The following is a 24,538-nucleotide window of genomic DNA, read 5'->3' on the forward strand; positions in this document are numbered from 1 at the left end:
GCTAGGCGCTTGCCCGGTCGGCTCCCGTAGGCCGTGAGCTGCGCGAGGAGCGCGGGGGCCGTACGTCACCGGGCGGCGCCGCGGGAGCGGTCCCGGTGCCGGGCTCGCTCCGGGTCTCCGTTCCGGTTCCGCTGCCTCCGGTGCCCGTCCCGGTTCCGGCGTCCGTCCCGGCCCCGGCACCGGCGTCGGTCCCGGCTTCCGTACTCGTGCTCGTTCCCGTGCCCGTTGCGCTCACGGCCTGTGCCGCGCCCGGCACCTCCGTACCGCCGAGCCTGCGCACTCGCCGCGCGCTGTCCGTCACGCCGGAGAGGAAGCCCTCCGCCCGCGGGGAGGCGGCGGGTGTGAACCATGTGCGGTCCACTTCGCAGACCGCCACCGACACCGGCGTACCCGCGAGGGCGAGCGGCAGGGTGTGCACGACCGTGGAGGGGAAGCTCACGACCGTGCGGCCGATGGGGCCGCGCCGGGCGACCAGCTCCAGCGGCAGGTCCGGGCGGACGATCTCCAGCCCTGTGGCCGACTTCACCCGGTGAAGTTTGTCGCTGCTCTCGCGGCGGTGGGCGAAGTAGCGGGTGGCGCCGTGCGTACGTGCCAGGTCCGCGACGCCCTCCAGATAGCGCTCCAGATCGACGACCCCGGTCTCCACCAGCGAGGTGCCCACGAGATCGGTGCCGCGAGTCAGCCGGGGCGGGCCGAAGCGGGAGCGCGTCCACGCGAAGTCGTTGGCGGTGACCGCGACGCCCATCTCGCGCAGCCTGCTTTCGGAGGCGTCGACGGGCATCGAGCTGAAGATCTCGACGCGGCGGACGCGCTCGCCGCCTTCGCCGCCTTCGCCGTCCGCTTCCCCGGGCCCGCCCGTGCCGCCCGGGGTGAGCCGTGCGCGGGCCCGGCGTGCGAACGGTGCGAAGAGCACGGCCTGTGCCGCCGCCTGCGGACCGGCCGGTGCCGAGCCCTTGCGGTGCCAGCGCACCAGCCGCTCCCCGCCCGCGAGTTGGGAGACGAACTCCATGGTGGCGGTGCCGTCGTCGACCACGACGACGCTGCGGGCGGAGGTGAGCGTGAGCAGCAGCTGCACGTAGCGGGAGAACGGGTCGCCGATCACGACCCGCCGTGCGCGGCGCAGTCGGCCGACGAGCGAGCCGATGGTCTTCAGCGGCGCGGTGGGACCGCCGCGCGCCTCCTCCCAGCGCACTTCGACGCCCTCGTCCCTGGCCAGTTCGGCGACCCTGCGCAACTGCCCGCGCGTCATGGGGTCGTGGGGCGAGAGGACCACCACGGTCAGGGCCCGGCGCCCGGGCGCGACGGCGCGCTCCACGCCGACCCGACCCTCCGGCCCCTGACCCTCCGAATCCCGAACCGCCGAATCCTGAACCGCCGAACTCTGATCACCGGCGGCCCGGTCCCCCGCGTCCTGCCCCGCCGCGTCCTGCCCCGCCGCCCGGTCCGAAGGCGCCTCGTCCAGGGGCACCCGGTCCACGGCGACCTGTCCCGCGGCGCCCGCCTCCGGGCCGGGCGCACCGGAGATCACCGCCGCGGAGTGCGCCCACTCCAGGACGTTGAGGAGCTGTACGGGACTCTCCACGAAGGCGAGCGTGCCGCCTGCCCTTCTGCCCCGGGCACGCGCCCCCTCCCGTGCGCTTCGGCTCACTGCGCCTCCGTCAGACCACGGCCGGCTCGCGCTCGGCCCCGTCGGTTCCGGCACCTTCGGCCGCCGACTCCGCCTCGGCGACGACGCCCTTGACGCGGCGCAGCTTCTCCATGGGCTTCAACTCGCTGTCGTAGACCTTCTTCACACCGTCGCCCAGCGACTCCTCGATGATGCGGATGTCGCGCACGAGCCGCGCCAGGCCCTGCGGCTCGACGGAAGCGGCCTGGTCGGAGCCCCACATCGCGCGGTCGAGCGTGATGTGCCGCTCCACGAAGCAGGCGCCGAGGGCGACGGCGGCGAGGCTGGTCTGAAGGCCGGTCTCGTGGCCGCTGTAGCCGATGGGCACGTTCGGGAACTCGCGCTCCAGCGTGTGGATCATGCGCAGGTTCAGCTCGGCCGCCTGTGCCGGGTACGTCGAAGTGGCGTGGCACAGCACGATGTTGGCGCTGCCGAGCACCTCGACCGCGTGGCGGATCTGCTCCGGGGTGGACATGCCCGTGGAGAGGATCGCGGTGCGGCCGGTGGCACGTATCGCGCGCAGCAGCTCGTCGTCGGTGAGCGACGCGGAGGCGACCTTGTAGCAGGGCACGCCGAACTTCTCGAGGAACGTGACCGATTCGACGTCCCACGGCGAGGCGAACCAGTCAATGCCCCGCTTCCGGCAGTGCTCGTCGATGGCGCGGTAGCCGTCCTCGTCGAACTCGACGCGGTGCCGGTAGTCGATGTACGTCATGCGGCCCCAGGGGGTGTCGCGCTCGACGTCCCACTGGTCGCGCGGCGTGCACACCTCGGGGGTGCGCTTCTGGAACTTCACTGCGTCGCAGCCGGCTTCGGCGGCGGCGTCGATGAGCGCGAAGGCGTTCTCCAGCTCGCCGTTGTGGTTGATGCCGATCTCACCGGTGACGTACACGGGGTGGCCGGGGCCGACGGTCTTCTCACCGAGGCTGCGCAGACGGGGGTTGGTGCTCATGAGGACGGTTCTCCTCCATCTTTCTTGCTGTCGAAGTGAGTTACAGGGACGGTCCGAGGAGCCAGGAGGCGATCTCGCGGATCGCGCCCTCGCCTCCGGGTGTCCGGGTGATGGCGCGTGCCGCCTCTCGTACGACCTCGTGGGCGCCCGCGACTGCCACGGGCCAGCCGACGAGGTTGAAGCAGGGCAGGTCGTTGACGTCGTTGCCCGCGTAGAGCACGCGCTCGGGACCGATGCCCTTCTCCTCGCACCACTGCTTGAGCGCGAGGTCCTTGCGGTCGATGCCGTGGAGCACGGGGATCCGCAGCTTGCGGGCCCGCGCGGCGACGACCGGGTTCTCTTCCGTGGACAGGACCAGCAGTTCCAGGCCGTCGCGGCGGAGGGCCGCGACGCCCAGGCCGTCGCCGCGGTGCACGGCGACCAGCTCCCGTCCTTCGGAGTCGATCAGCACCCTGTCGTCGGTCTGGGTGCCGTCGAAGTCGAGTACGACCGCGTCGACGTCGGCGCGGGAGGGAAGCGCCCGGGGCCGCGGCTCGTCCAGCAGCGGCGCGAGCGCGCGGGCGCGGGCGAGGTCGTGCGGGTCGTCGACCTCCAGCACGCGGGCCGGGTCCGTACGCACGGGCTCGGTGCGCCCGAAGAAGCGGTGGCCGGACTTGCGGAAGCCGGCGGCGTCCATGGCGTAGGCGGCGCCCGTCTCCAGCAGGTCCTGCGGGCGATCCTGGCGGCGGGGGCGGAAGGCCTTGTCGTGGTTGACGCCGAAGCCGCCGCCCTCGGCGGGGGAAGCCGCCTCGGCGCCGTCCCGCCAGACGAAGCCGTGGAAGGGGGCAACGGTCAGCGCGCTGTCCGCGCCGCCCTCGACGACCGCCGACGCGACCGCGTCGATGTCCTCGCGGGTGATGAAGGGGCTGGTGCACTGCACCAGCAGCACCGCGTCCACGGGCGATCCCGACCGGGACTCGCAGGCGTCGACGGCGTGCAGCACGGCCGCTTCGCTGGTCGCGGTGTCCCCGGCTATCTCGCCCGGACGCTCCACGACCTCGGCGCCCGCGGTGCGAGCGGCGTCGGCGATGCCGGAGTCGTCCGTCGAGACGGCCACGTCGGTCACCAACTCCGCGCCGAGACAGGCCCGTACGGCCCTGACGACCAGGGGCTCGCCGCCGACCGTGGCGAGGTTCTTGGCGGGCACGCCCTTCGAGCCGCCGCGGGCGGGGATCACGGCGAGCACGCGGCGGCGGCCGCCGGCAGCTGTTCCGTACGACTCGGTCATGTCGGCTCCTCGGCTGTGAGTGAGGGGGTGCGGCGCGGGCGGCTGCGGGCGGTCCCGTGGGGGCGCGGGGCCCCGGCGCCCGTCACAGCTCCCCCATGCGGCGGATCACGGGGGCCACGCGCTGCACGCCGTGCCGGTACGCCCCGCGCGCCGCGTCCCGCACGGCACCGCGCACCGCGGCGCGCACCCCGGAGGAAGCACCGTCGGCGGCCTTCGCGGCTCCGGGCAGCACGGCGCCGTCGGCGCCGAAGCCGTAGCGGGCCAGCACACCGGGCAGATAGCCGGGCGCCGTCGTCGGCGTGTAGTAGGGCGCCGCGACGGGCAGCAGGTCGCGGGCGGCGAGCCGCGCGACCCGGTCGCGTGCCTCGTCGAAGGCGCGCTCGTAGGGGCCGCCCGGCAGCACGCCCTGCCGCGCCGTCCAGCCGGGGTCCGCCGAGGGCAGGTGCCCGGCGTCGAGTTCGTCCCAGGAGGCGAGGCAGCCGGACCCGAGGAAGTGGTGGTTGCCGAGCACTTCCCGCACGCCGAGGTCGGTCAGCACGGCGGTGGGGATGGCGCGGTGCAGGGACTCCAGCGCGGCGGTGGAGCTGACGGTCACCAGCAGGTCGGTACGGTCCAGGACCTCGCTCATGTGCCCGTACACGAGGCGGCAGTTGGGCGGCAGGCCGCCGTCGAGCCGGTCCGCGAGCCGCTGGTAGGGCTGCTCCTCGATGTGCGTGGTGTGCTCGCCCGGCTTGCTGCGTAGCTTGATGAGGACCTCGCGCCCGGGATGCGCGCGGGCGTGCCCGGCGGCGCGGCGCAGCAGGTACGCGCGGTCGTCGCGGCTCGCGGGCACGGACGGCTGGGCCGCGAAGACGACGGTGAACGGGCGCCGCGCGGACGGGCCTTCGTAGGGCGAGCCGCCGAGGAAGGGCAGCGCGCCCTCCGTCACGGCGGACGCGTCGGCGCCGGCGCCCTCGTAGACGGCGCGGAAACGCTCCGCGTCGTAACGGGAGTTGGCGAGTACGACGTCCGCGCCGTGGCGCAGCAGCAGGCCGTCGGAGAGCTTCTCGTAGACGACGCCGACATAGCCGGTGACGGTCACGGGGCGGCGCACGCCGCCTTCGCGGGCGCCCTCGTTCCCTTCCGCGCCCTCGGCCCGGTCGGCGCTCGCGGTGCGCTCAGCGCCCTCGGCCCGGTCGGCGCCCGCGCCGGCGCTCCCGGCCCCGACGCGGGATGCCACGGCCCCGTCGCCGGACGCCGCGGCCCGCGCCGCGTGCGCCATGCCGTGCAGCATCGCCTGCACGGCGCCGCCCACGCAGGCGAGCACCACCACGTCGTAGGTCCCGCGGTCCGCGGCCTCCCGTACGAAGGCCGCGCCGCTCGTCTCCCGTACCGAGTCCACGTCCACGCCGACCTCGGCGAGCTGCCGCGGCGTCGGCGTGGCACGCCCGCGCAGCAGCAGACCGTCGACGGAGGCGCCCGGCGCGATGCGGCGCGCGGTGAGCGCTCCCCATTTCCAGCGGGTGTCGGAATCCGCGAGCACGGCTGTACGCAGCGGAGTCGCCGGCGAGCCGGAATCCACGGAAACGGAATGCTCACCGGATGCGGGAGGAGGGATGGGTGATGGCACGTCCCCGACGCTAGAAAGCAATTCCGGAGCCCGGCCCAACGCAAATACAACAGCTGGTTAACAGCGCACCGCGCACCGGCCAACAAGCCCGCCGGGCAACGGATTCACCATCCCGCCACGCGCCGTTCACCGCCGGTTGCCGCGCAGGCCACAAACGGAGCGGGGGCCGCCCTTATGGTCGGCCGGGTGGTCAATCTCTCCGTCATCGTGCCGTTCTACAACGTGCAGTCCTATGCCCCCGAAGCGATCAGAAGCCTACGCGCGAATGCCCGCGAGGACATCGAATTCATTCTCGTCGACGACTGTTCGACGGATGACACCCCGGAGATTCTCGCGGAAGCCGAGCGGGAACTGAGCGGGGCCGTCCTCGTACGTCACGAAAGCAACGGCGGTCTGGCGACGGCACGCAACACCGGCCTGGACGCGTCCCGCGGCAGATATCTCACCTTCCTCGACGGCGACGACTGGCTCGCGCCGGGTCACTACCCGCGACTGCTCGCCGCCATCGAGGAGTTGGGCTGCGACTTCGTACGCACCGACCACGTCAGCTGCACCGCACGCGCCCGTACGATCGCCCGCGTACCGCACGGCCGCCGCGGCGTCGTCATGAACCCGCGCGACGCGATCCTGCCCGCGACCCGCACCACGTCCGTCGACTACGCCTACGCCTGGGCGGGCATCTACCACCGCCGACTGCTGGACGACGGCCTGCTGCACTTCACGCACGGGCTGCGCACCGCCGAGGACCGCCCGTGGATCTGGCGGCTGCACCGCGAGGCGAAGTCCTTCGCCGTGCTGGGCATGACGGGCGTCTACTACCGGCGCGGCGTCGCCTCCTCGCTGACGCAGATCGGGGACGTGCGGCAGCTGGACTTCATCCGCGCCTTCGACCAGGTCATCGACGAGACCTCGCGGGACGAGCAGGCGCAGGAGCTGCTGCCGAAGGCCGTGCGCACCTACTGCGCGATCATCTCCCACCATCTGACCAGCGGCCGGTTCCAGCCCCGTGTGGAGCGGGAGTTGCGCCGGCGCAGCGCGGCGGCGCTGCGGCGCCTTCCCTCGGACGTCCTCGCGGGCGCACTGGACTCGATGGACTTCGAACGCGCGGGACGGCTGCGCAGGCTGCGCCGCCGTCCCGCCGTCTTCAGCAGGGCAGCGGGACAGGCAGCGTGAGCGACACAGACCTTTCAGGACGGACCGACCGCATGCGTACGCAGATCTTCTTCGCCTCGACCCTCTACGGCGCCGCGACGCTCGCCGCCGCGATCGACGCCGGGAGCTTCCGGGGGGCCGACCACCGGCTGCTGCTCGTCAGCAACAACGCCGGCAATCCGGAGACCACCCCGGCGCTGGACACCATGCCCGGATTCGAGCGGCTGCGTGACCGCTTCGACCGCGTGCTGTCGTGGAACGAGGCCATCCACCCCTTCCACCCCGGCGGCTGGTCGCCCCGTACGGACGACGCCCCGATGTGGGAGCGGTACCTGCGGCTGCTGTGGGGACTCGGCGACGACCACGTCGAGCTGATCGTCGAGTCCATCCAGGTCGAACCGGCCCTCGCCGTCGCCAAGTCGTTCTCCGACACCCCGATCGAGGTGTACGCGGACGGGCTGATGAGCTACGGGCCGACCCGCAACAAGCTGGATCCGCTGGTGGGTTCGCGGGTGCGGCGGCTGCTCCACCTCGATCTGCTGCCGGGCCTGGAGCCGCTGCTGCTCACGGAGTTCGACGTGCCGAGCGAGGTCGTGCCCACCGCCGCCTTCAAGTCCGTGCTCGCGGAGCTGGCGCGGGACGTGCCCCCGAGCGTCGCGTCGGCGCCGCGCGGCGCCGCGCTGCTGCTGGGCCAGTACATGTCGGCGCTGGAGATCCTCACCGCCGAGGAGGAGGAGCGGCTCCATCTGCGGATGCTGCGCGGCGCGGCACGTATGGGCCACCGCAGCGTGGTCTTCAAGCCGCATCCCGTGGCACCGCCGCGCTTCTCGCGCGCGCTGGAGAAGGAGGCCGGTGAACTCGGCGTCGAACTGCGGGTGCTGAACACCCCGGTACTGGCGGAGGTGCTCTACGAGCAGATGCGCCCCGAGCTGGTCGTGGGCTGCTTCTCCACGGCCCTGCTGACGGCGGCCTCCTTCTACGGGCTGCCCGCGGCACGTACGGGCACGGGGCTGCTGCTGGAACGGATCGCGCCGTACCAGAACAGCAACCGGGTGCCGGTCACGCTCGTCGACGCGCTGCTGCCGGACGTCGAGGAGGCGGCGGCGGGCGCGGAGGCCGACGCGGCCTCGACTTCCGGGACGGAAGCGGGGTCCGGGGCGGAAGCGGGGTCCGGAACGGAAACGGGGTCCGGAACGGAAACGGGCTCCGGAACGGAAACGGGCTCCGGGGCGGCGGAATCCGGGACGCAGGAGCCCGGGACCCAGGAACCCGGGACGACAGGGTCCGGAACGCAGAACTCCGCGGCGGCGGGCTCCGGTTCGGGGCAGCCGGCGCGTGCGGACGCCGCCATCTGGCGCATGCCCGGCGCGGAGGAGACCGGGCGGCGGCCGGCCGCGCTGCTCCGCTCGGTCGGCTACTGCATGCAGCCCGAGATACTCCCGTGGCTGCGCTCCGACGCGGAGCGCTATCTCTCCGAGCGGCTCGACTCCCGTACGCGCCGCTACTTCAAGCGGCGCCGCCTCACGGCGCTCGCCCTGCCGGGCGGCTGGACCAAGCAGTTCGCGTTCCTACGGCGCAGGCCCATGGTGCGCAGGGCCGTCCGCCGGGTGCGGGCGGCGAAGCGCGCGGCGCTGGGCTGACGGACGCGACGGCCGGGCGCGCGACACGACGCGCAAGGGGCCGCGCGACAGGCCGCACGACACGGAGAACCTCCCGGTCCGGGACCCCGATTCGGGTCCCGGACCGGCCCGTTGCGCACAAGTCCGGCCCGTTCGCCACGTGTTGGGCCGACCAGGCCGAATCGCGCCCGCTAGACGACCAGCCAGAGCAGCAGCAGGAAGATCAGCGCGACCACGGAGATCAGCGTCTCCATCACCGACCACGTCTTGATCGTCTGGCCGACGCTCATCCCGAAGTACTCCTTCACCATCCAGAAGCCCGCGTCGTTGACGTGGCTGAAGAAGAGGGAGCCCGCACCGACCGCCAGCACGAGCAGCGCCGCCTGAGCGGTGTTCATGTCGTTCGCCAGCGGCGCTACGAGTCCGGCGGCCGAGATGGTGGCCACCGTCGCGGAACCCGTCGCCAGCCGGATGCAGACGGCGATCAGCCAGCCCAGCAGCAGCGCGGGCACGGACCAGCTCTTGGAGAAGTCCAGGATCATCTCGCCGATGCCGACGTCGACCAGCGTCTGCTTGAACCCGCCGCCCGCGGCGACGATCAGCAGGATCCCGGCGATCGGCATCAGGGAGTTCTCGACGGTCGAGGTGATGCGCCCCTTGGTGAACCCCGCGGCCCTGCCCAGCGTGAACATCGCCACGACCACCGCCGCGAGCAGCGCGATCAGCGGCGAGCCGGCCACGTCCATGACGCGCTGCACGGTGTTCTCAGGATCGTCGATCACGATGTCCGTGAGCGCCTTGGCCAGCATCAGCACCACGGGCAGCAGCACCGTCGCGACCGTCACCGCGAACTTCGGCCGCCGCTCCAGATCTTCGGACGGACGCTGCGGAACGATCCCCTCCGGCGGCTGTACGTCCACCCACCTCGCGGCGAAGCGCGCGAAGAGCGGCCCGGATATGACGAGCGTGGGGACGCCGACCAGCACGCCGAAGGCGAGGGTCACGCCGAGGTTCGCGTGCACGGAGTCGATCGCGGCGAGCGGCCCGGGGTGCGGGGGCACGAGGCCGTGCATCACGGACAGGCCCGCGAGGGCGGGGATGCCGATGCGTATCAGCGAGAGGTTGCCGCGCCGGGCGACCAGCAGCAGCACCGGGATCATCAGCACGAGGCCGACCTCGAAGAAGAGCGGCAGCCCGATGATGCCCGCGATCAGCGCCATCGCCCACGGCATGGCCCGCGTACCGGTCCTCGCGAGGATCGTGTCGACGATCTCGTCGGCGCCGCCGGAGTCGGCCAGCAGCTTGCCGAGCATGGCGCCCAGCGCGATCAGGACGCCGACCCCGGAGACCGTGTCGCCCAGCCCCGTGGAGAAGCTCTCGATGGTCTTGTCCAGCGGTGCCGCGGCCACGGCGCCCAGGGCGAGGGTGCCGAGGGTGAGCGCCAGGAAGGCGTGGACCTTGAAGCGGGTGATGAGAACGACGATGACTGCGATACCGGCCAGGGCGGCGAGCCCCAGCTGAAGATGGCCGGCGGAGCTGATGGGGTCCACGGGCTCCGGTCCGGCCGCCAGTATCTCGGCACTGAGTTGGCGCACGGCTCTTCCTTGTCGACGTGTGTACGGGGGTCTGCGGGGGGTGTGGGGTCCGGGAGTCGGGGCCTACGGGCGTACCGGGGACGGCTCTTGCGGCACCGCGGTCTCGTCACGGAACGCGGTCTCGTCACGGAACGCGGCCCCGTCACGGACCGCGCCGAGCGCCAGCCGCGTGACCGCGTCCGGTTCCGCGCCGACCGGGACGGCGGCGCCCGCCTCGTCCGGCTGGAGCGGCTCCAGCGTCGCGAACTGCGAATCGAGCAGCGTGAGCGGCATGAAGTGGTCCCGGCGCTCTTCCATGCGGCGGGCGATCAGCGAGCGGTCGCCGGTGAGGTGCACGAAGAAGACGCCGGGAGCCGCGGCGCGCAGCCGGTCGCGGTAGGCGCGCTTGAGCGCGGAGCAGCTGACCACGCCGCCCGTCTCCGCGCGCTCGGCGGCCCATTCGCCGATGGCGTCGAGCCAGGGCTCGCGGTCGGCGTCGTCGAGGGGTTCGCCCGCCGTCATCTTCGCGACGTTCGCCGGCGGGTGGAAGGCGTCCGCCTCCGCGTAGGGCACGCCCAGCGCGTCGGCGAGCAGTGCGCCCACGGTGGTCTTGCCGGTGCCGGCCACGCCCATGACGATCACCACGCCACGGGGGCCACGGCCACCGTCGTCCTTCCCCTGCCTCCGGCGGGGAGGCCCCAACTGCCTCCGGCGGCTCCGGTGTGGAGACCCCATACGCACCTCGCTGTTCTCGTCTCAGGGCGCCGCACACTCAACCCCATTACGTCACACTTATTCAATAGGCAGTTATTGAATGGTCGTACTTAATATCCGTGACGGGCACCACGTACGCTGAGGCGGCCGGGGGCGTAACGGGGCGGAGACACAGGAGACTCATGACCAGCCAGGCTGCGGACGAGCCGCGCCGGGGCCGCGGACTGCACGCGCGGCTGCTGGCCAGGCTCGGTCCCGCCATCACCGCGGGTGACTACCCACCGGGCACGGTCCTGCTCACGGACGAGCTGGCCGGGCGGTACGAGGTCTCGCGCACCGTCGTGCGCGAGGCGGTGCGCGTGCTGGAGTCCATGCACCTCGTGGAGTCGCGGCGCCGGGTGGGCGTGACCGTGCTGCCCACCGAGGAGTGGAACGTCTTCGACCCGCAGGTGATCACGTGGCGGCTCGCGGGCGCGGACCGTTCGCGGCAGCTGCGTTCGCTGACCCGGCTGCGCTCGGCCGTCGAGCCCACTGCCGCACGCCTAGCCGCGGAGCTGGCCACGCCCGAGGAGTGCGCGGAGCTGACCGAGCACGCGCTGGGGCTCGTGCGCACCTCACGCGGGCAGCAGCTGGCGAACTACCTCGTGCACGACGTCGCGTTCCACCGCGTGATACTGCGGGCCTCGCGGAACGAGATGTTCGCCCGCCTCGGCGACGTCGTCGCCGCGGTCCTCAGGGGGCGCACCGAGCACGAGGTGATGTTCAGCGACCCCCGCCCGGAGGCGGTGACCATGCACGTACAGGTCGCCGAGGCCGTACGGGAGGGGGACGGCGAGGCGGCGGAGCGTGTGATGCGCACGATCACCGAGGACGCCCTCGCCGAACTGGACGTCCTCGCACCGTGATCCGGGGTCAGGCCCCGGCCACCCGCCGCACGACGCGCAGCAGGTACTCCTTCCTGTTGAGCGGGTCGTGGTCGGTGCGCGGCCGCGACGGGACCTCCCCCACCACCGGCCGGTAGCGGGCGAACGCGCACTCCAGCACGCCCTCCCCGCTTGTGAGCGTGGGCAGTTGCTGCTCCAGGGCGTGTACGCGGGCCGCCGGGATCTCCCCTTCCAGCACATACGCGTCGCCACGCGTCTCCGGCGCCTGCGGCACCGCGCGCAGCCGCGAGAGCACCGGCAGCACGGTGCCGAAGGTCTCCGCCGGGATCTCCAACCGGAAGCGCTGCATCGGCTCGTGCACCGTCGTACCGGCCTGCTTCAGCGCGTCCATCAGCACCAGCGGCGTCAGCTGCCGGAAGTCGGCGCCCGTGCTGGACATGCTCTTGTCGAAGATCGCGTGCGCGTGGCTCTGGCGCGGCGCGTAACCGGAGTGGGTCATGGTGACGGTGCAGTCGGGGATCTCCCATCCGTACACGCCCTCGCGCAGCGTCTCGCGCACGGTGTCCTCCACGGCGCGCATGAACGCGTAGGGCATGGAGCCGAGTTCGACGTCCAGGCCGTAGGAGACTCCGCTGCCCGGCGGGGCCGGTTCGACGCGCAGCCCCACGGTCGCCAGGAACGGATTGGACCCCTTGCCCATGAGCTCCGCCGCGGCGCCCGGCCCGTCGAGACGTTCGACGCAGATGACGGTGGACTCGCGGAAGGCGACGTCGAGGCCGAACTCGTCGGCGAGCGTGGCCTGTACGACCTCCTTCTGCACCTCGCCGTAGAGCGACACGTGCAGCTCGCCGCGGAGTTCGTCCTGCCGCAGGCCGATCAGCGGGTCCTGCTCGGCGAGCCGGGTGAGCGCAGTGTGCAGCGCTCCGCGCTCCCGTGGCCGGCACGCCGTGACGACGGTCTCCAGCGTCGGCGGGGCGAAGTGGTGCTGCTGCCGCGCCACTTGCCGGTCCGCGCCCTCGGCGGCGAGCGCGTCGCCGATCCGCACGCCCGCGAGGCCGCGCAGCTTGCCGATCCGGCCGGCCGGGACATGCGGGCCCGGTGCGTCGGTGCCCTGCTCGAAGACGTCGATGCCCGTGACCTTGCCCTCGCCGTCGGTCCCGTGGAGCAGCTTGTCCCGTACGCGGACGGTCCCCGAGAACATCCGCACATACGCCGTCTTCTGCCCGTCCGGCGCTCGCTCGACCTTGAAGACGGTGCCGTGCACGGGCCCTTCGGGGTCGCCCTCCCCGGCGGGCAGCAGCTCGGTGAGCGCCGCGGTGAGCGCCTCCACGCCCGCGCCGGTGATGGCCGAGCCGAAGAAGACGGGGTGTACGAGGCCCCGCCGGGACTGGGCGCGCAGCTCGTCGCGCAGCCGGGCGGGCGTCAGGACCGTCTCGTCCTCGACGTACGCCGTGAGCAGTTCGTCGTCGTGTTCGGCGAGCACCTCGGCGAGGCGCGGCACGAAGCCGGTGCCGGGCGCACCGGCGACTTCGGCGGTAGGGGCGGTATCGGCGGGGACGGCGGTATCGGCGGGGACGGCGGTATCGGCGGCGACGGCGGTCAGTGCGGCGACGCCGTCGGCGTAGGGCCTGAACTCCGCGGCACGCGTGCCCAGTTCGCTCACCCGCCCCATCGCCACGGCGGCGGGGGTCAGCTTCTCGGCGATCCTCCGCAGCACGTGCCCGTACCGCGCACCGGCCCGGTCGATCTTGTTGACGAAAAGGAGAGTGGGGATGTGCAGGCGTTGCAGCGTACGCATCAGCACCCGGGTCTGCGCCTGCACGCCCTCGACGGCGGAGATCACGAGCACGGCTCCGTCGAGCACGCTGAGGACCCGTTCCACCTCGGCGATGAAGTCGGGGTGGCCGGGAGTGTCGATCAGGTTGACGACGACGTCGCCGACGGTGAACGAGACGACGGCGGACTTGATGGTGATCCCCCGCTGCCGTTCCAGGGCGAGGGAGTCGGTCAGGGTGCTTCCGTCGTCGACGCTGCCGAGCTCGTCGATGACACCGGCGGCATGCAGCAGCCGCTCGGTCAGGCTCGTCTTACCGGCGTCTACATGGGCCAGGATTCCCAGATTGAGCGTTTTCACAGAGCGTCATGTCCTTTGAGCGAATGATCGTTCCCTTCTGGTTGGACATGAGCGCTCGCCGCATCTGCTTCTCCCTGCTCGACCCGGGTCCGGCCGGTGCCGGACGTCGCGATGGAGCACAGCAGAGCAAGGCCACGCAGAGCAACAGGTTTTCGGCCCGTACGGCCCGCCCGTACGGCCCATGGGCGGGCCGTACGGGCGCCAGGGTCAGCGCGACGGGCGGGGCCCGAGAGTCGCGCCGATGCCGGCGACGACGGCGGCCAGACCCTCCTCGAACCGGGAGTCGTAGTCCTCGAAGAGGTCGGCGCCCGCCTGCGCGGCCAGCGGGAACTCCGAGCCGAACGAGTCGGCCCGCGCGGCCGTGTCGTACCCGGGGGCGCGCTCGCCCGGCACGGGCTGCACCGCCTGCTGCTCGATCACGAAGCCCTCGGTGAAGACGAACACGATGAACGCGGCACGCGCGGCGCCACCCGGTGAGAAGCCCGCAGCCACCAGCCGCCGCAGGTGCGCCTCCTGCTGCGCCGCGTGGCCGGTGTCGGTGAGCCGGGTGCCCGCGAAGACCTTGGCGCCGTCCCGGTAGCGCAGCAGCGACCGGCGCAGGCCCCGGCCGACCCCCGCCAGCAGCTCCTGCCAGCTCTCCCCCGGGGACGAGCCGTCCGCACCGTCGCCGCCCGCAGAGCCCGGGGAGCCCGCGGAGCCCGCGGAGCCCGAACCGCCCTCTGGATCCTCAGAGTTCGCAGAGCCCGAGCCCGCGGAGCCCGTGGAGCCCGTGGAGCCCGCGTCGCTCCCGCCCTCCGCGTCCATCTCGCGCAGCATCGCGGTGGCCATCTCGTCGAGCAGTTCCTGCTTGTTCCGGACGTGCCAGTACAGGGCGGGCGCCTGGACGTTCAGCGCCTGGGCGACGCGGCGCAGGGTGAGCCCGTCGAGGCCCACCTCGTTCAGCAGCCGCAGCGCCGCGTCCACAACCTGTGCGCGGTCCAGTCCCGACTGCCCTTTCACCTTGGCCATGTTGACAACTTAACAGCGTTAAGCGCATGCTCGCGCCATGGCATCACTTAACAGCGTTAAGGACACGGAAGTCGAGAGCCGGGGCGTCGAGAACCTCGACGGGGCCGCGGCGGTGCTGGTCGCCGGAGCCGGTCCCGTCGGGCTGACCCTCGCGTGCGACCTGGCCCGCAGGGGCGTGCGGACCCGGCTGATCGAGCAGGGCGGGAAGCTCTTCCCCGGATCGCGCGGCAAGGGCCTACAGCCACGCACCCTGGAGGTGCTGGACGACCTGGGTCTCGGCGAAGCCGTACGGCGCGAGAGCGGCCCGTATCCGCGGATGCTCCCCTGGGAGGGCGACAGACCCGGTGAGCCCTTCGACTTCGTGGAACCCTCCGAGGCCCGGCCCGGCGAGCCCTACGACGAGGGCCGGATGCTTCCGCAGTGGCGTACGCAGGAGCTGCTGTACGAGCGGCTGCGCGAACTGGGTGGCGAGGTGGAGTTCGGCACCCGGCTGACCGGACTGGAGCAGGACGGCGACGGCGTGACCGCACACCTCACCGGGCCCGACGGCGCAAGCACCACGGCCCGCACGGCGTTCCTCGTCGCCGCCGACGGCGGCCGCAGCACCGTACGCACGTCGCTCGGCATCGCCATGACCGGTGAGGACGTCGATCCGCATCCGGCGCTCGTCGCCGACGTACGGCTCACCGGACTCGACCGCGGGCACTGGCACGTATGGCCGCACGCGAGGGGCGGCGCGCTGGCGCTGTGCCCGCTGCACGGCAGCGAACTCTTCCAGCTGGCCGCGATCTTCGACGACCGGGACCACTCCCCCTCTCCGGGCCAGGGGGACCCCGACCAGGGCCGAGGGCCCCGGGGAAAGGCAGAGCCGGGGACCTCGCCGGACGAAGTACGGGCCCTCGTCGCCGAGCGCAGCCACCTGACAGCGGACGACGTGCGCGAGGTGCGCTGGGCCTCGGTCTTCCGCCCGAGAGCGGCGCTCGCGGACCGCTTCCGGCAGGGCCGTGTCCTCCTCGCCGGCGACGCGGCGCACGTGCACTCACCGGCAGGCGGTCAGGGCCTCAACACCGGCATCCAGGACGCGTTCAACCTCGGCTGGAAGCTGGGCGGGGTGCTGCGGCACGGTGCCGGGGACGCGCTCCTCGACACGTACGAGGAGGAACGGCTGCCCCTCGCCGCCGACGTGCTCGGCCTGAGCACCCGCATCCACCGCGGACAGCAGCAGCGCGGACGCGAGACCCGCCAGCTCGACATCGGCTACCGCGACAGCTCACTCGCCCACGAACTGCGCTCCGCGCCGGACGGCGAACTCCGCGCGGGCGACCGTGCGCCCGATGCGGAAGCCGTCACGGCGGGAGGCGAGCGGATCCGTCTCTTCGACGCGTTCCGGGGCCCGCACTGGACGCTGCTCGCCTTCGGCGGCACGCGGCTGCCGGACTCCGTACCGGACGGCGTGCACGCCTACGAGCTGCACGGCGCCGAGGAGCATGCCGAAAAGGCGTACGGCAGCGGCCTGTTCCTCGTGCGCCCCGACGGCTATCTCGGTGCCGTCGCCGACGCCTGGACCCCCCGGCTCACCGGCCTCCTGCCGCGCCTCGGCCTGCGCTGAGTGACGCCGGTCGGCCGGCTAGGCCCGCAGCTGGTGGAAGCCCGGTACGTGGACGAGGTGGGCGAGGGCGCTCCAGAGGCGGAGCGACTCCCGCTCGCCGGGGACTGTTTCGAGCACCGGTCCGAAGAACGAACACTGCTCGCCGCCGGGGGCGGTGACGGCCAGTACGGGGGTGCCGATCTCGGCGTCGATGCGGTCGACGCCTGCGTGGTGGGAGGCGCGCAGCGCACGGTCGTAGTCCGCGGAGGTGCCGGCCCCGGCGAGCGCCGCGGGCAGACCGGCGCGGCCCAGAGCTTCGGCTATGTCGCCGATCCACTCCCGTTCGGCGCCTCCCCGACCGCCCTGGCCGCCCTGGCCGTCGGGCTCGGTCCACAACGCGTCGTAGAAGGCGCCGAGCGCGTCATGGCCGTGCTCCGTCTGTACGGCCGCGGCGACGCGCGCGGGAATCCACAGGTAGCCGTCGGGGTCGCCCTCGGGGTCGTCGTCACGGTGCTCGTTGAGCACCGCCAGGCTCATCACGCGACGGCACACCCGGAGGCCCGAGCCTTCGGCGAGCCCTGCGATCCAGCGTGCGGTGTGGCGGGTCAGCGGGCAGGCGGGGTCGAGCCAGAAGTCGACGCTCCAGTCCGGCCCGGGGCCCGCGCCGGGGCCCTGCGCGCGCTCCGCACCGGCGGTCATGGCCGCGCTTCCGGTTCCGTACGTCCGGCGGCGCCGCGGGGATCGCCGGACCCGCTCCGTTCCTGGTCACCGGCCGCCGGCGGCCCGCCCTCCTGCGGCCACCGCTCGAACCACCGCCGGTCCGCCTCCAGTTGGGCCGCGAGCCGTACGAGCAGTGGCTCGCTGCTCTCCGGGCCGAGCAGCTGCGCGCCCAGCGGCAGCCCCGAAGGCGTGAAGCCCGCGGGCACATTGACGCCGGGCCAGCCGAGCACGTTCCAAGGCCAGGCGTACGGACAGTGCGCGATCATCGTCCGGTCGGTCTGCAAGCCGGAGAGATGCGCGAGATCGCCGATCCGCAGCGGAGGCGTCGCCGTCGTCGGGGCGAGTACGACGTCGTAGCGGCGGAAGATCCGTCCCACCCGCCGGTGCAGCGGCGCCTCGGCGGCCCGCGCGGCCCGCAGCGCCCGCCCGCCCAGCAGCCGTCCCGTGCCCGCGGCACCACGGGTACGGGCGTCCAGCAGCGCGAAGTCCGGGACGCGGCCCGTCCATTCACGGATTCCGGCGGTCGCGCGCGGCACGAACGTCAGGCCGATCGCCCCGTAGCGCGGATCGGCCTCCTCGACCTCGTGCCCCAGCGCGGCGAGCCGGTCGGCGAGGCCCGTGACCGCTTCCCGTACCACCGGATCGAGCGACTTCCGCGTCGCCGTCCACGGCGGCCGCAGCGACAGCGCGATCCGCAGCCGCCCCGGGTCCTGCCCGGCCGCCGGCAGCACCTCGACCGGCGACGGACGGTGCAGATCCCCGTCCGCGCTGCCGGAGGCCACGTCGAGCAGCAGCGCCGCGTCCCGCACGGTGCGCGCCAGCGGCCCGAAGACCGTGATCCCCTTGAACGCCTCCGGCTCCGGCATCGTCGAGATCCTGCCGCGCTGCGGCTTGATGCCGACGAGATGGCTCCAGGCGGCCGGGATGCGGATCGAGCCCGCCCCGTCCGAACCGAGCGCCGCCGGCACCAGGCCCGCGGCGACCGCCGCGGCCGAACCGCCCGACGACCCGCCCGGCGTGTGCTCAAGGCTCCACGGATTGCGGGTGTCGCCGAAGGCCGGACCCTCGGTGAAGGGCCACTGGCCCAGCTCGGGGGCGTTGGTCTTCCCCACGATCACGGCACCGGCCGCGCGCAGCCGCCGTACGGCCTCGCTGTCCGCCTCCTTCGACGGGAAGTCGCCCGGGCATCCGAACGCCGTCGGCTCCCCCGCCACGTCCACGTCGTCCTTCACGGCGACCGGCACCCCGAGCAGCGGCAGCCGCTCGCCGCGGGCCAGCCGCCGGTCCGCGGCATCGGCTTCCGCGAGCGCGGCCTCCCCGCGTACGCGGCGGAACGCGTTGAGCGTCGGCTGCGTGGCGGCGATACGGGCCAGCGCGCGCTCGGTCAGCGCGCGCGCCGTCACCTCACCGCCCGCCAGCGCGGCTGCCAGCTCCGCCAGCCCCCGCGACTCCCGCGGCCCGACTCTCTCTCCGGCTTCAGCCGTCACCAGCCCTCCCGATACTCGCCGGTAATCCAGCCCTCATCCTCCGCCCCCACCGCCCGCTCGGCAACGCCGCGGATGAGCTAGGAAGGTCACATGACCGTCGTCCACGGCCCCGAGGGCCCCATACGTGCCCGCCCGTCCGCCCCACCGGCACCCGTACGTGCCGTCCTCTTCGACTTCTCCGGGACCCTCTTCCAGATCAGCAGCTATGCGGAGCGCATCCGCGACGTCCTCCCCCGGCCCGTCGGGGAGCCGGAGATGGAGGGGATCCTCGGCGCCCTGGAGGCGGGCCTGCACGACCCGGCCGTGATCACCGCCCAGGCCGGACGCGACGTCTCGTCGCAGGCGCACCGGCACGCCTTCACCACCTGGTACGCCTCCGCGCCCCAACTCGCCCCGTACGCCCACGCGTTGTACGAGCAGCTGCGGACCCCGGAGCACTGGCATCCGTACGCGGACGCCGGGCCGGTCCTCGCGCGGCTGGCCGCCCGCGGCATCGCGCTGGGCGTGGTCAGCGACGTCGGCTGGGACCTGCGGGCCACCTTCGCCCACCACGGGCTCGCGGAACGCTTCGGCAGCTGGGTGCACTCGTACGAACACGACTCGGAGAAGCCGGATCCCCACCTCTTCCGGCACGCGTGCGGGGAGTTGGGGGTCGCCCCCGAGGAGACGCTGATGGTCGGCGACCACCCCGCAAGAGACGGCGGCGCGACGGGCGCGGGCCTCCGCGCCTACGTACTCCCGGCGGGTGCGTCACCGGGCTCCGAGCGCGGGCTGGACGCGGTGCTGCAGTTGCTGTGAGCGGTGCGGTTCGCCTGGGGGTGCGTTTGGGTTACGGGGGCGTGCCGCTCCGGCGGCGGCCCCGGGACGGCATGATTTACGGCCTTCGCCCCCCGGAGCCAGATTCGTACCGCTAGGTTCGCAGGCCACAAATCACGCTTGAGTGTCCCGGAACCACCGCCTGCGCGTCCCGCCCCGTCCTGCCGTCGCGCGTACGCCGCTTTCGTCCGGGCACGCCCACCGCGGTCAACTCCCGCCGTGCGTCGGCGGCTTGAGACCGCCCTTCTCGTGCCTCGGTCAACTACGGCCGTAATTGGGCCCGTTCGGGAACGAGGCGATCGCCGTGCAATGTGTGCCACCGGAGGGAGAGCCGCCGACGTACGGGAGGGGGTGGGACGTGGAGGCGTGCGTGGCCGGACACTCATTGGGGTCTCCCCCGCTGGCGAGGGGAAGTGATTTGTGCCCGCAACAAAGCTCAGCACTCTGGTCCCGTGAAGCGGGCGTAAATCATGCCGTCCGGACATGTACGCCGGAGCGGCACGCCCCCGGCACCCACCACGAACAGACCGCGCACAACCCCGTCAGAACGTCTCCCTCGGCACGTACGCCCCCCAGATCTCCCGGAGCGTGTTGCACACCTCGCCGACCGTGGCCCGCGCCCGCAGGGCCTCCTTCATCGGGTAGAGGACGTTGTCCGTCCCCTCCGCCGCCTTGCGCAGCTCCGCCAGCGCGCCGTCCACCGCCGCCTGGTCGCGCTCCGCCCGCAGCCGGGCAAGCCGTTCGCACTGCTGCTGCTCGATCGCGGGGTCGACGCGCAGCGGCTCGTACGGGTCCTCCTCGTCACGCTGGAAGCGGTTGACGCCGACCACGACGCGTTCGCCGCTGTCGGTCTCCCGCGCGATCGCGTACGCGCTGCGCTCGATCTCGTCCTTCTGGAAGCCCTGTTCGATCGCGTCGACCGCGCCGCCGCGGTCCTCGACCTGTTCCATCAGCGCGACGGCCGCCGCTTCGACCTCGTCCGTCATCGACTCCACGACGTACGAGCCCGCGAACGGATCGACGGTCGCGGTGACGTCCGTCTCGTATGCGAGGACCTGCTGCGTGCGCAGCGCCAGCCGCGCGGACTTGTCCGTGGGCAGCGCGATGGCCTCGTCGTAGGAGTTGGTGTGCAGCGACTGCGTGCCGCCGAGCACCGCGCCCAGTGCCTGCACCGTCACCCGTGCCAGGTTGACCTCGGGCTGCTGCGCCGTGAGCTGCACGCCTGCCGTCTGCGTGTGGAAGCGCAGCATCAGCGACTTGGGGTTCTGCGCCCCGAACTCCTCGCGCATCACGCGTGCCCAGATGCGCCTGGCCGCACGGAACTTGGCGACCTCCTCCAGCAGCGTCGTACGGGCGACGAAGAAGAACGACAGCCGCGGCGCGAAGTCGTCGACGCTCATGCCGGACGCGACGGCCGTGCGCACGTACTCGATGCCGTCGGCGAGGGTGAAGGCGATCTCCTGCGCGGGCGTCGCACCGGCCTCCGCCATGTGGTAGCCAGAGATGGAGATGGTGTTCCACTTGGGGATCTCGGCGCGGCAGTACTTGAAGATGTCCGCGATCAGCCGCAGCGACGGCTTGGGCGGGAAGATGTACGTGCCGCGGGCGATGTACTCCTTGAGCACGTCGTTCTGGATCGTGCCCGTCAGCTTCGCGGGGTCGGCGCCCTGCTCCTCGGCGACGAGCTGGTAGAGCAACAGCAGCAGCGCGGCAGGGGCGTTGATGGTCATCGACGTGGAGACCTCCTCCAGCGGGATGCCGCCGAAGAGGACGCGCATGTCGTCGATGGAGTCGATGGCGACGCCGACCTTGCCGACCTCGCCGCTCGCGAGGGGCGCGTCGGAGTCGTGGCCCATCTGGGTCGGCAGGTCGAAGGCGACGGACAGCCCCATCGTGCCGTTCTCGATGAGCTGCTTGTAGCGGGCGTTGGACTCGGTGGCCGTGCCGAAGCCGGCGTACTGGCGCATCGTCCAGGGCCGCCCGGTGTACATCGTCGGGTAGACGCCGCGCGTGTACGGGTACGAGCCGGGCTCGCCCAGCCTCTCGGCGGAGTCCCACTCACGCAGCGCGTCCGGGCCGTAGACCGGCTCGATGGGCAGACCGCTCTCGCTGAACCGCTGGTTGCCCGACTGGCGTGCCATGGACTGTGCCTCCGTACGGTCTGGGGTCGCGCCGGAAGTGCTCCGGCTCCGCGCTGCGTTGCTGTGCTCTGCTTCGCTGTGCTCTGCTTCGCGTGCCGCGTCCCGCTCGGGTGAGCCGGTCGCCGCTCGTACTGTTGCTGCCGATTGCCACGGACTGTAGCGACCCGCGTTCGTCCGTTGCAGGTCCGCAGGCTGGGACCTTGCTCACAGCGTGCCGCGCCGCACTCACAGGATGCCGCCGCGCGGCGGGGTTCGCGCGGCGGCCACGCGGGAAGAGAAGGGGCGACCGGAAGGGGGAGAATTTCCGTGATGTCCGCTCAGGTTCCGGGGGTTGGGATGGCGGGGGCTACAGGGACCGGCAGGTCCGTACGGGCAAGGCGCAGCAGCGTATGGGCCGTGACGGCGGCGCTGGTCGTCGGCGGGGGCGCGGCGGCGGGCTGCAAGGCGCAGGCGACGAACGGTGCGCCCGTCCACGTGACGAAGACCTCCCTCTCGCCGGCTCCGCAGGAGAAGCAGCAGCGCTCCTCCGTGAGCAACGGCACACGGGACGAGGGCGACGACGGCAGCGACGGCGGCGGTGCGCCGAGTCCGGCCCGGCGCGCGAAGCCGGCCGCGCCCGCCGACCCGGTGCTGTACGCGACGGGGGCGCAGGGCGCGCAGATCCGCGAACTCCAGGCACGCCTGCGCAAGTTGAAGCTCTTCGACCGCAACCCGACGGGCTACTACGGGCCCGTGACGACCGCCTCGGTCCGCGCCTTCCAGCGGCAGCAGGGCAGGACCGCCAACGGCACGGTCACATCGGGCACTTGGGCGGCGCTGCGGGCCCGCACCTCCCCGCCCTCGCAGGACGAGCTGTATCCGCCGACGACGCTGCCGCTCGACGACCCCGACCCGCGCTGCCTCACGGGGCGCGCGCTGTGCGTCAGCAAGAAGAGCCGCACGCTGGCCTGGTACGTGGGCGGGCGGATGGTCTCGGCGATGGACGTGCGCTTCGGCTCGGCCTACACGCCCACGCGGGAAGGGGAGTTCGGCGTCACGTTCAAGAGCCGGCACCACGTCTCGACGATCTACCACACGCCGATGCCGTACGCGCTCTTCTTCAGCGGCGGCCAGGCCATCCACTACTCCAAGGACTTCGCGGCCCGCGGCTACAGCGGCGCTTCGCACGGCTGCGTCAACGTACGGGACAAGAAGAAGATCGCGGCGCTCTTCGCACAGGTGCGGAAGGGCGACAAGGTCGTCGTCTACAAGTGAGCGGAGCCCGGCGGGGCGTCAACGCCCGGAGAACGCGCGGGACTTGAGGCTCGGAATCCCCGATGGGGCGCGGGCGGGACCGGGGGAACGTGTCCCGCCCGCGCCATTCGCGCGAGCCCGAAGGTACGGGGGGAACCTCGGACTTGTCGCGCAGCCGATGACCAGTCGGCTCACTTGTTACTGCGCTGTCTGGTCCGAAAGTGTCACACCAGGATTCAACTAAATTATGTGACCTGCATCACACAGCTCGCGACCGGGCCCGAGCGCGGCGGAACCAGGCCGGTCGTATGGGCGCGGCAGCCGCATCGCCGCGCTTCCGCCGCCGCGGATCACCGCACCACGGGAGGGCGCCCGCCGGGAGCGGACCGGTGAACGGCCGCCGGGCCCAAGGGACATGGGACAGGAGACAGGGACAGGGACATCGGACCGGAGACCGACCATGTGCCGGGGCGACCGTGGCCGGGTCGCGAGCCGGAGACACAGTGGGCCGGGCACCGGGCGCCGACCACCGGGCAGCGGGCCGAGCCGTGGCCCAGGAATCGGCCGAGGCCTACGAACCTGCCGCTTACGAACCTGCCGTGGCGTCCGCCGACGGGCTGCTGCTCGCGTCCGCATCCGCGCTCGCCGACGGGTCGTCCGAGGGTGCCGCCGAGGCCGTGCCCGATTCGCCGGTGCCGCCGTCGGTGCTCTGCCCGCCGCTGTCGGGCCGGCTGCCGCCCGAGCCCTCCGAGTCGCCGCCGGACTCGTTACCGCCCTGATCTCCGCCGTCGTTGCCGCCGTCGCCGCCCTCGTCACCGCCGGCGTTTCCCGACGACGAACCCTGGGAGCCGCCCGTACTGCCGGGGACACCGGGGGTGCCGACACCGCCGGCGCCGTTCGCGCCGTCCGAGCCGTTCTCGTTCTCGCGCCCGCCGTCGTGCTTGTCGCAGAACTTCTTCACGTTGGCGGAGCCGCCGGCCGCGGTCTCCAGAAGGACCCGGTCCCTGAGAGAGAGACCGCCGTTCTCGTACGCACTGCACAGCGCCCGGGCCATGGCCTTCTTGTCGGCCTCCGACAGGTGCTTCCCGCCGCCGTGCCACCAGTCCTTCGGACCGCCGGGGGGCTTCCCCTCCCGTCCTCGTTCCGTGCCCGCGAGGTCCTCGCCGGTCGGCGAGTCGGACGGGGAACCTCCCTCGCGGGTGCCGCGTCTTGGACCGCCGTCGTACGGACTGCCGCCGCCACCGCCGGCCGCCTCGTCGCGCGACGTACCGGGACTGGCCAGCGGGGACACGCTCGCCGCGGGAGAGTCGCCGCCGCCGAACGGCGTGGGCAGCACGCCCGTGCCGGCTGCGACGGCCGCGCCGCCCAGCGCGCAACCCGCGACGGCCATGGCGAAGCCCGCGCGCAGCGGACGTCCGACCAGCGAGCTGCGCCGGGCGCCTCCGGGACGGCCGCGCGACCGCCGGCGGTTCTCACGCGCGGCGGCGCGCCTGCCGACGACGGTCGATGCCTCGGTCGGTCCCGCGCTGATGTCGACGGTGCCGCTGTGTTCGGCGCCCGCGCGCGGGTGGGCCGCGCGGAAGGCCGCCATCGCGGCCGCCTCGCCGGGGAGTTCGGCGCCCGCGTCACCCGACACCGTCCCGGTGCGGGCCGCGCCGAGCGCGTGCAGCGTCGCCGTCTGCTCGGACACGAGCGTGTCGAGGAAGTGCGCGAGCCGGTCCTCGGCGAGATCCTCGCCGCTGCGCTGCGCAGGCAGAGGCGCTCCGGAATCGGCGGGGCCGCTGTCGCGCGCCCAGGACGGCGTGGGCGGCACCGGCCGTCCGTACCCGCCGCCCTGAACCGGGGAGCCGTGAACCGGGGAGCCGTGAACCGGCGGGCGCTGGGCCTCACCGTGACCGGCACCGTAAGCGCTCTCGTAGGCGCCGTAGGCAACCGTCCCGTCGTAAGAATCGGCATACCGGCTGGTCGGAGCGC

18 protein-coding genes are annotated in these 24,538 nt (G+C 72.9%); 6 read left to right on the forward strand and 12 right to left on the reverse strand.

Going from position 1 to position 24,538, the window contains the following annotated elements; all coding sequences use genetic code 11:
* Nucleotide 1: 1 nt before the first annotated feature.
* The 4 genes from HCC61_RS06290 to HCC61_RS06305 all read right to left on the reverse strand — a co-directional run bounded on the left by HCC61_RS06290 (nucleotide 2) and on the right by HCC61_RS06305 (nucleotide 5,446).
* Nucleotides 2-1,648, reverse strand: coding sequence for a hypothetical protein (locus HCC61_RS06290; RefSeq protein ID WP_346777053.1), 1,647 nt, complete (start codon nucleotides 1,646-1,648; stop codon nucleotides 2-4).
* A 10-nt stretch (nucleotides 1,649-1,658) separates the two neighbouring features.
* The gene (locus HCC61_RS06295) at nucleotides 1,659-2,618 is read right to left on the reverse strand and encodes an N-acetylneuraminate synthase family protein (protein WP_169134245.1); all 960 of its coding nucleotides are present in this window, start codon (nucleotides 2,616-2,618) and stop codon (nucleotides 1,659-1,661) included.
* Between the two features lie 40 nt (nucleotides 2,619-2,658).
* Nucleotides 2,659-3,885, reverse strand: a complete 1,227-nt coding sequence (locus HCC61_RS06300; RefSeq protein ID WP_169134246.1) for an acylneuraminate cytidylyltransferase — start codon at nucleotides 3,883-3,885, stop codon at nucleotides 2,659-2,661.
* Nucleotides 3,886-3,967: 82 nt separating this feature from the next.
* Nucleotides 3,968-5,446: a DUF6716 putative glycosyltransferase gene (locus HCC61_RS06305; protein WP_346777054.1), complete on the reverse strand. Its 1,479-nt coding sequence runs from the start codon at nucleotides 5,444-5,446 to the stop codon at nucleotides 3,968-3,970.
* Between the two features lie 234 nt (nucleotides 5,447-5,680).
* Here HCC61_RS06305 and HCC61_RS06310 point away from each other — a divergent pair, with 234 nt between their 5' ends.
* Together HCC61_RS06310 and HCC61_RS06315 are read left to right on the forward strand one after the other, a co-directional pair.
* Complete coding sequence (locus tag HCC61_RS06310) at nucleotides 5,681-6,667, forward strand: glycosyltransferase family 2 protein (RefSeq protein ID WP_169134247.1); 987 nt, start codon at nucleotides 5,681-5,683, stop codon at nucleotides 6,665-6,667.
* A gap of 32 nt (nucleotides 6,668-6,699) precedes the next feature.
* Nucleotides 6,700-8,286, forward strand: coding sequence for a polysialyltransferase family glycosyltransferase (locus HCC61_RS06315; protein WP_240968647.1), 1,587 nt, complete (start codon nucleotides 6,700-6,702; stop codon nucleotides 8,284-8,286).
* Nucleotides 8,287-8,456: 170 nt separating this feature from the next.
* Here HCC61_RS06315 and HCC61_RS06320 read toward each other — a convergent pair whose 3' ends face one another.
* The gene (locus tag HCC61_RS06320; RefSeq protein ID WP_169134248.1) at nucleotides 8,457-9,860 is read right to left on the reverse strand and encodes a gluconate:H+ symporter; all 1,404 of its coding nucleotides are present in this window, start codon (nucleotides 9,858-9,860) and stop codon (nucleotides 8,457-8,459) included.
* Between the two features lie 63 nt (nucleotides 9,861-9,923).
* Nucleotides 9,924-10,472: a gluconokinase gene (locus tag HCC61_RS06325; protein WP_169134249.1), complete on the reverse strand. Its 549-nt coding sequence runs from the start codon at nucleotides 10,470-10,472 to the stop codon at nucleotides 9,924-9,926.
* Nucleotides 10,473-10,735: 263 nt separating this feature from the next.
* Here HCC61_RS06325 and HCC61_RS06330 point away from each other — a divergent pair, with 263 nt between their 5' ends.
* On the forward strand, nucleotides 10,736-11,458 hold the full coding sequence (locus tag HCC61_RS06330) for an FCD domain-containing protein (RefSeq protein ID WP_169134250.1): 723 nt from the start codon (nucleotides 10,736-10,738) through the stop codon (nucleotides 11,456-11,458).
* A 7-nt stretch (nucleotides 11,459-11,465) separates the two neighbouring features.
* Here HCC61_RS06330 and HCC61_RS06335 read toward each other — a convergent pair whose 3' ends face one another.
* Both HCC61_RS06335 and HCC61_RS30555 read right to left on the reverse strand, forming a co-directional pair.
* Nucleotides 11,466-13,571: a TetM/TetW/TetO/TetS family tetracycline resistance ribosomal protection protein gene (locus tag HCC61_RS06335; RefSeq protein ID WP_169134251.1), complete on the reverse strand. Its 2,106-nt coding sequence runs from the start codon at nucleotides 13,569-13,571 to the stop codon at nucleotides 11,466-11,468.
* Between the two features lie 207 nt (nucleotides 13,572-13,778).
* Nucleotides 13,779-14,579, reverse strand: a complete 801-nt coding sequence (locus HCC61_RS30555) for a TetR/AcrR family transcriptional regulator C-terminal domain-containing protein (RefSeq protein ID WP_240968505.1) — start codon at nucleotides 14,577-14,579, stop codon at nucleotides 13,779-13,781.
* Nucleotides 14,580-14,616: 37 nt separating this feature from the next.
* Between HCC61_RS30555 and HCC61_RS06350 the strand changes: the two genes are divergently transcribed.
* Nucleotides 14,617-16,188 carry an FAD-dependent monooxygenase gene (locus HCC61_RS06350; RefSeq protein ID WP_169134252.1) on the forward strand — a complete coding sequence of 524 codons (1,572 nt, stop codon included), beginning with the start codon at nucleotides 14,617-14,619 and terminating at the stop codon, nucleotides 16,186-16,188.
* 18 nt (nucleotides 16,189-16,206) lie between these two features.
* Here HCC61_RS06350 and HCC61_RS06355 read toward each other — a convergent pair whose 3' ends face one another.
* Nucleotides 16,207-16,866 carry a disulfide bond formation protein DsbA gene (locus HCC61_RS06355; protein ID WP_169134253.1) on the reverse strand — a complete coding sequence of 220 codons (660 nt, stop codon included), beginning with the start codon at nucleotides 16,864-16,866 and terminating at the stop codon, nucleotides 16,207-16,209.
* Nucleotides 16,863-18,374, reverse strand: coding sequence for an amidase (locus HCC61_RS06360; protein WP_346777055.1), 1,512 nt, complete (start codon nucleotides 18,372-18,374; stop codon nucleotides 16,863-16,865). The genes HCC61_RS06355 and HCC61_RS06360 overlap by 4 nt, the downstream gene beginning before the upstream one ends.
* Nucleotides 18,375-18,464: 90 nt before the next feature.
* Here HCC61_RS06360 and HCC61_RS06365 point away from each other — a divergent pair, with 90 nt between their 5' ends.
* Nucleotides 18,465-19,172 carry an HAD-IA family hydrolase gene (locus HCC61_RS06365; RefSeq protein ID WP_169134254.1) on the forward strand — a complete coding sequence of 236 codons (708 nt, stop codon included), beginning with the start codon at nucleotides 18,465-18,467 and terminating at the stop codon, nucleotides 19,170-19,172.
* Between the two features lie 560 nt (nucleotides 19,173-19,732).
* On the opposite strand, the gene HCC61_RS06370 is transcribed toward HCC61_RS06365, so the two are convergent.
* Nucleotides 19,733-21,331 carry a methylmalonyl-CoA mutase family protein gene (locus HCC61_RS06370; protein WP_169134255.1) on the reverse strand — a complete coding sequence of 533 codons (1,599 nt, stop codon included), beginning with the start codon at nucleotides 21,329-21,331 and terminating at the stop codon, nucleotides 19,733-19,735.
* A gap of 396 nt (nucleotides 21,332-21,727) precedes the next feature.
* On the opposite strand from HCC61_RS06370, the gene HCC61_RS06375 reads away from it, so the two are divergent.
* Nucleotides 21,728-22,585 carry a L,D-transpeptidase family protein gene (locus HCC61_RS06375; RefSeq protein ID WP_346777056.1) on the forward strand — a complete coding sequence of 286 codons (858 nt, stop codon included), beginning with the start codon at nucleotides 21,728-21,730 and terminating at the stop codon, nucleotides 22,583-22,585.
* A gap of 565 nt (nucleotides 22,586-23,150) precedes the next feature.
* Here the strand turns inward: HCC61_RS06375 and HCC61_RS06380 are convergent.
* Complete coding sequence (locus HCC61_RS06380) at nucleotides 23,151-24,377, reverse strand: hypothetical protein (protein ID WP_169134256.1); 1,227 nt, start codon at nucleotides 24,375-24,377, stop codon at nucleotides 23,151-23,153.
* Between the last annotated feature and the right edge of the window lie 161 nt (nucleotides 24,378-24,538).

The organism is Streptomyces sp. HNM0575, from assembly GCF_012726265.1.
Lineage (GTDB): Bacteria > Actinomycetota > Actinomycetes > Streptomycetales > Streptomycetaceae > Streptomyces.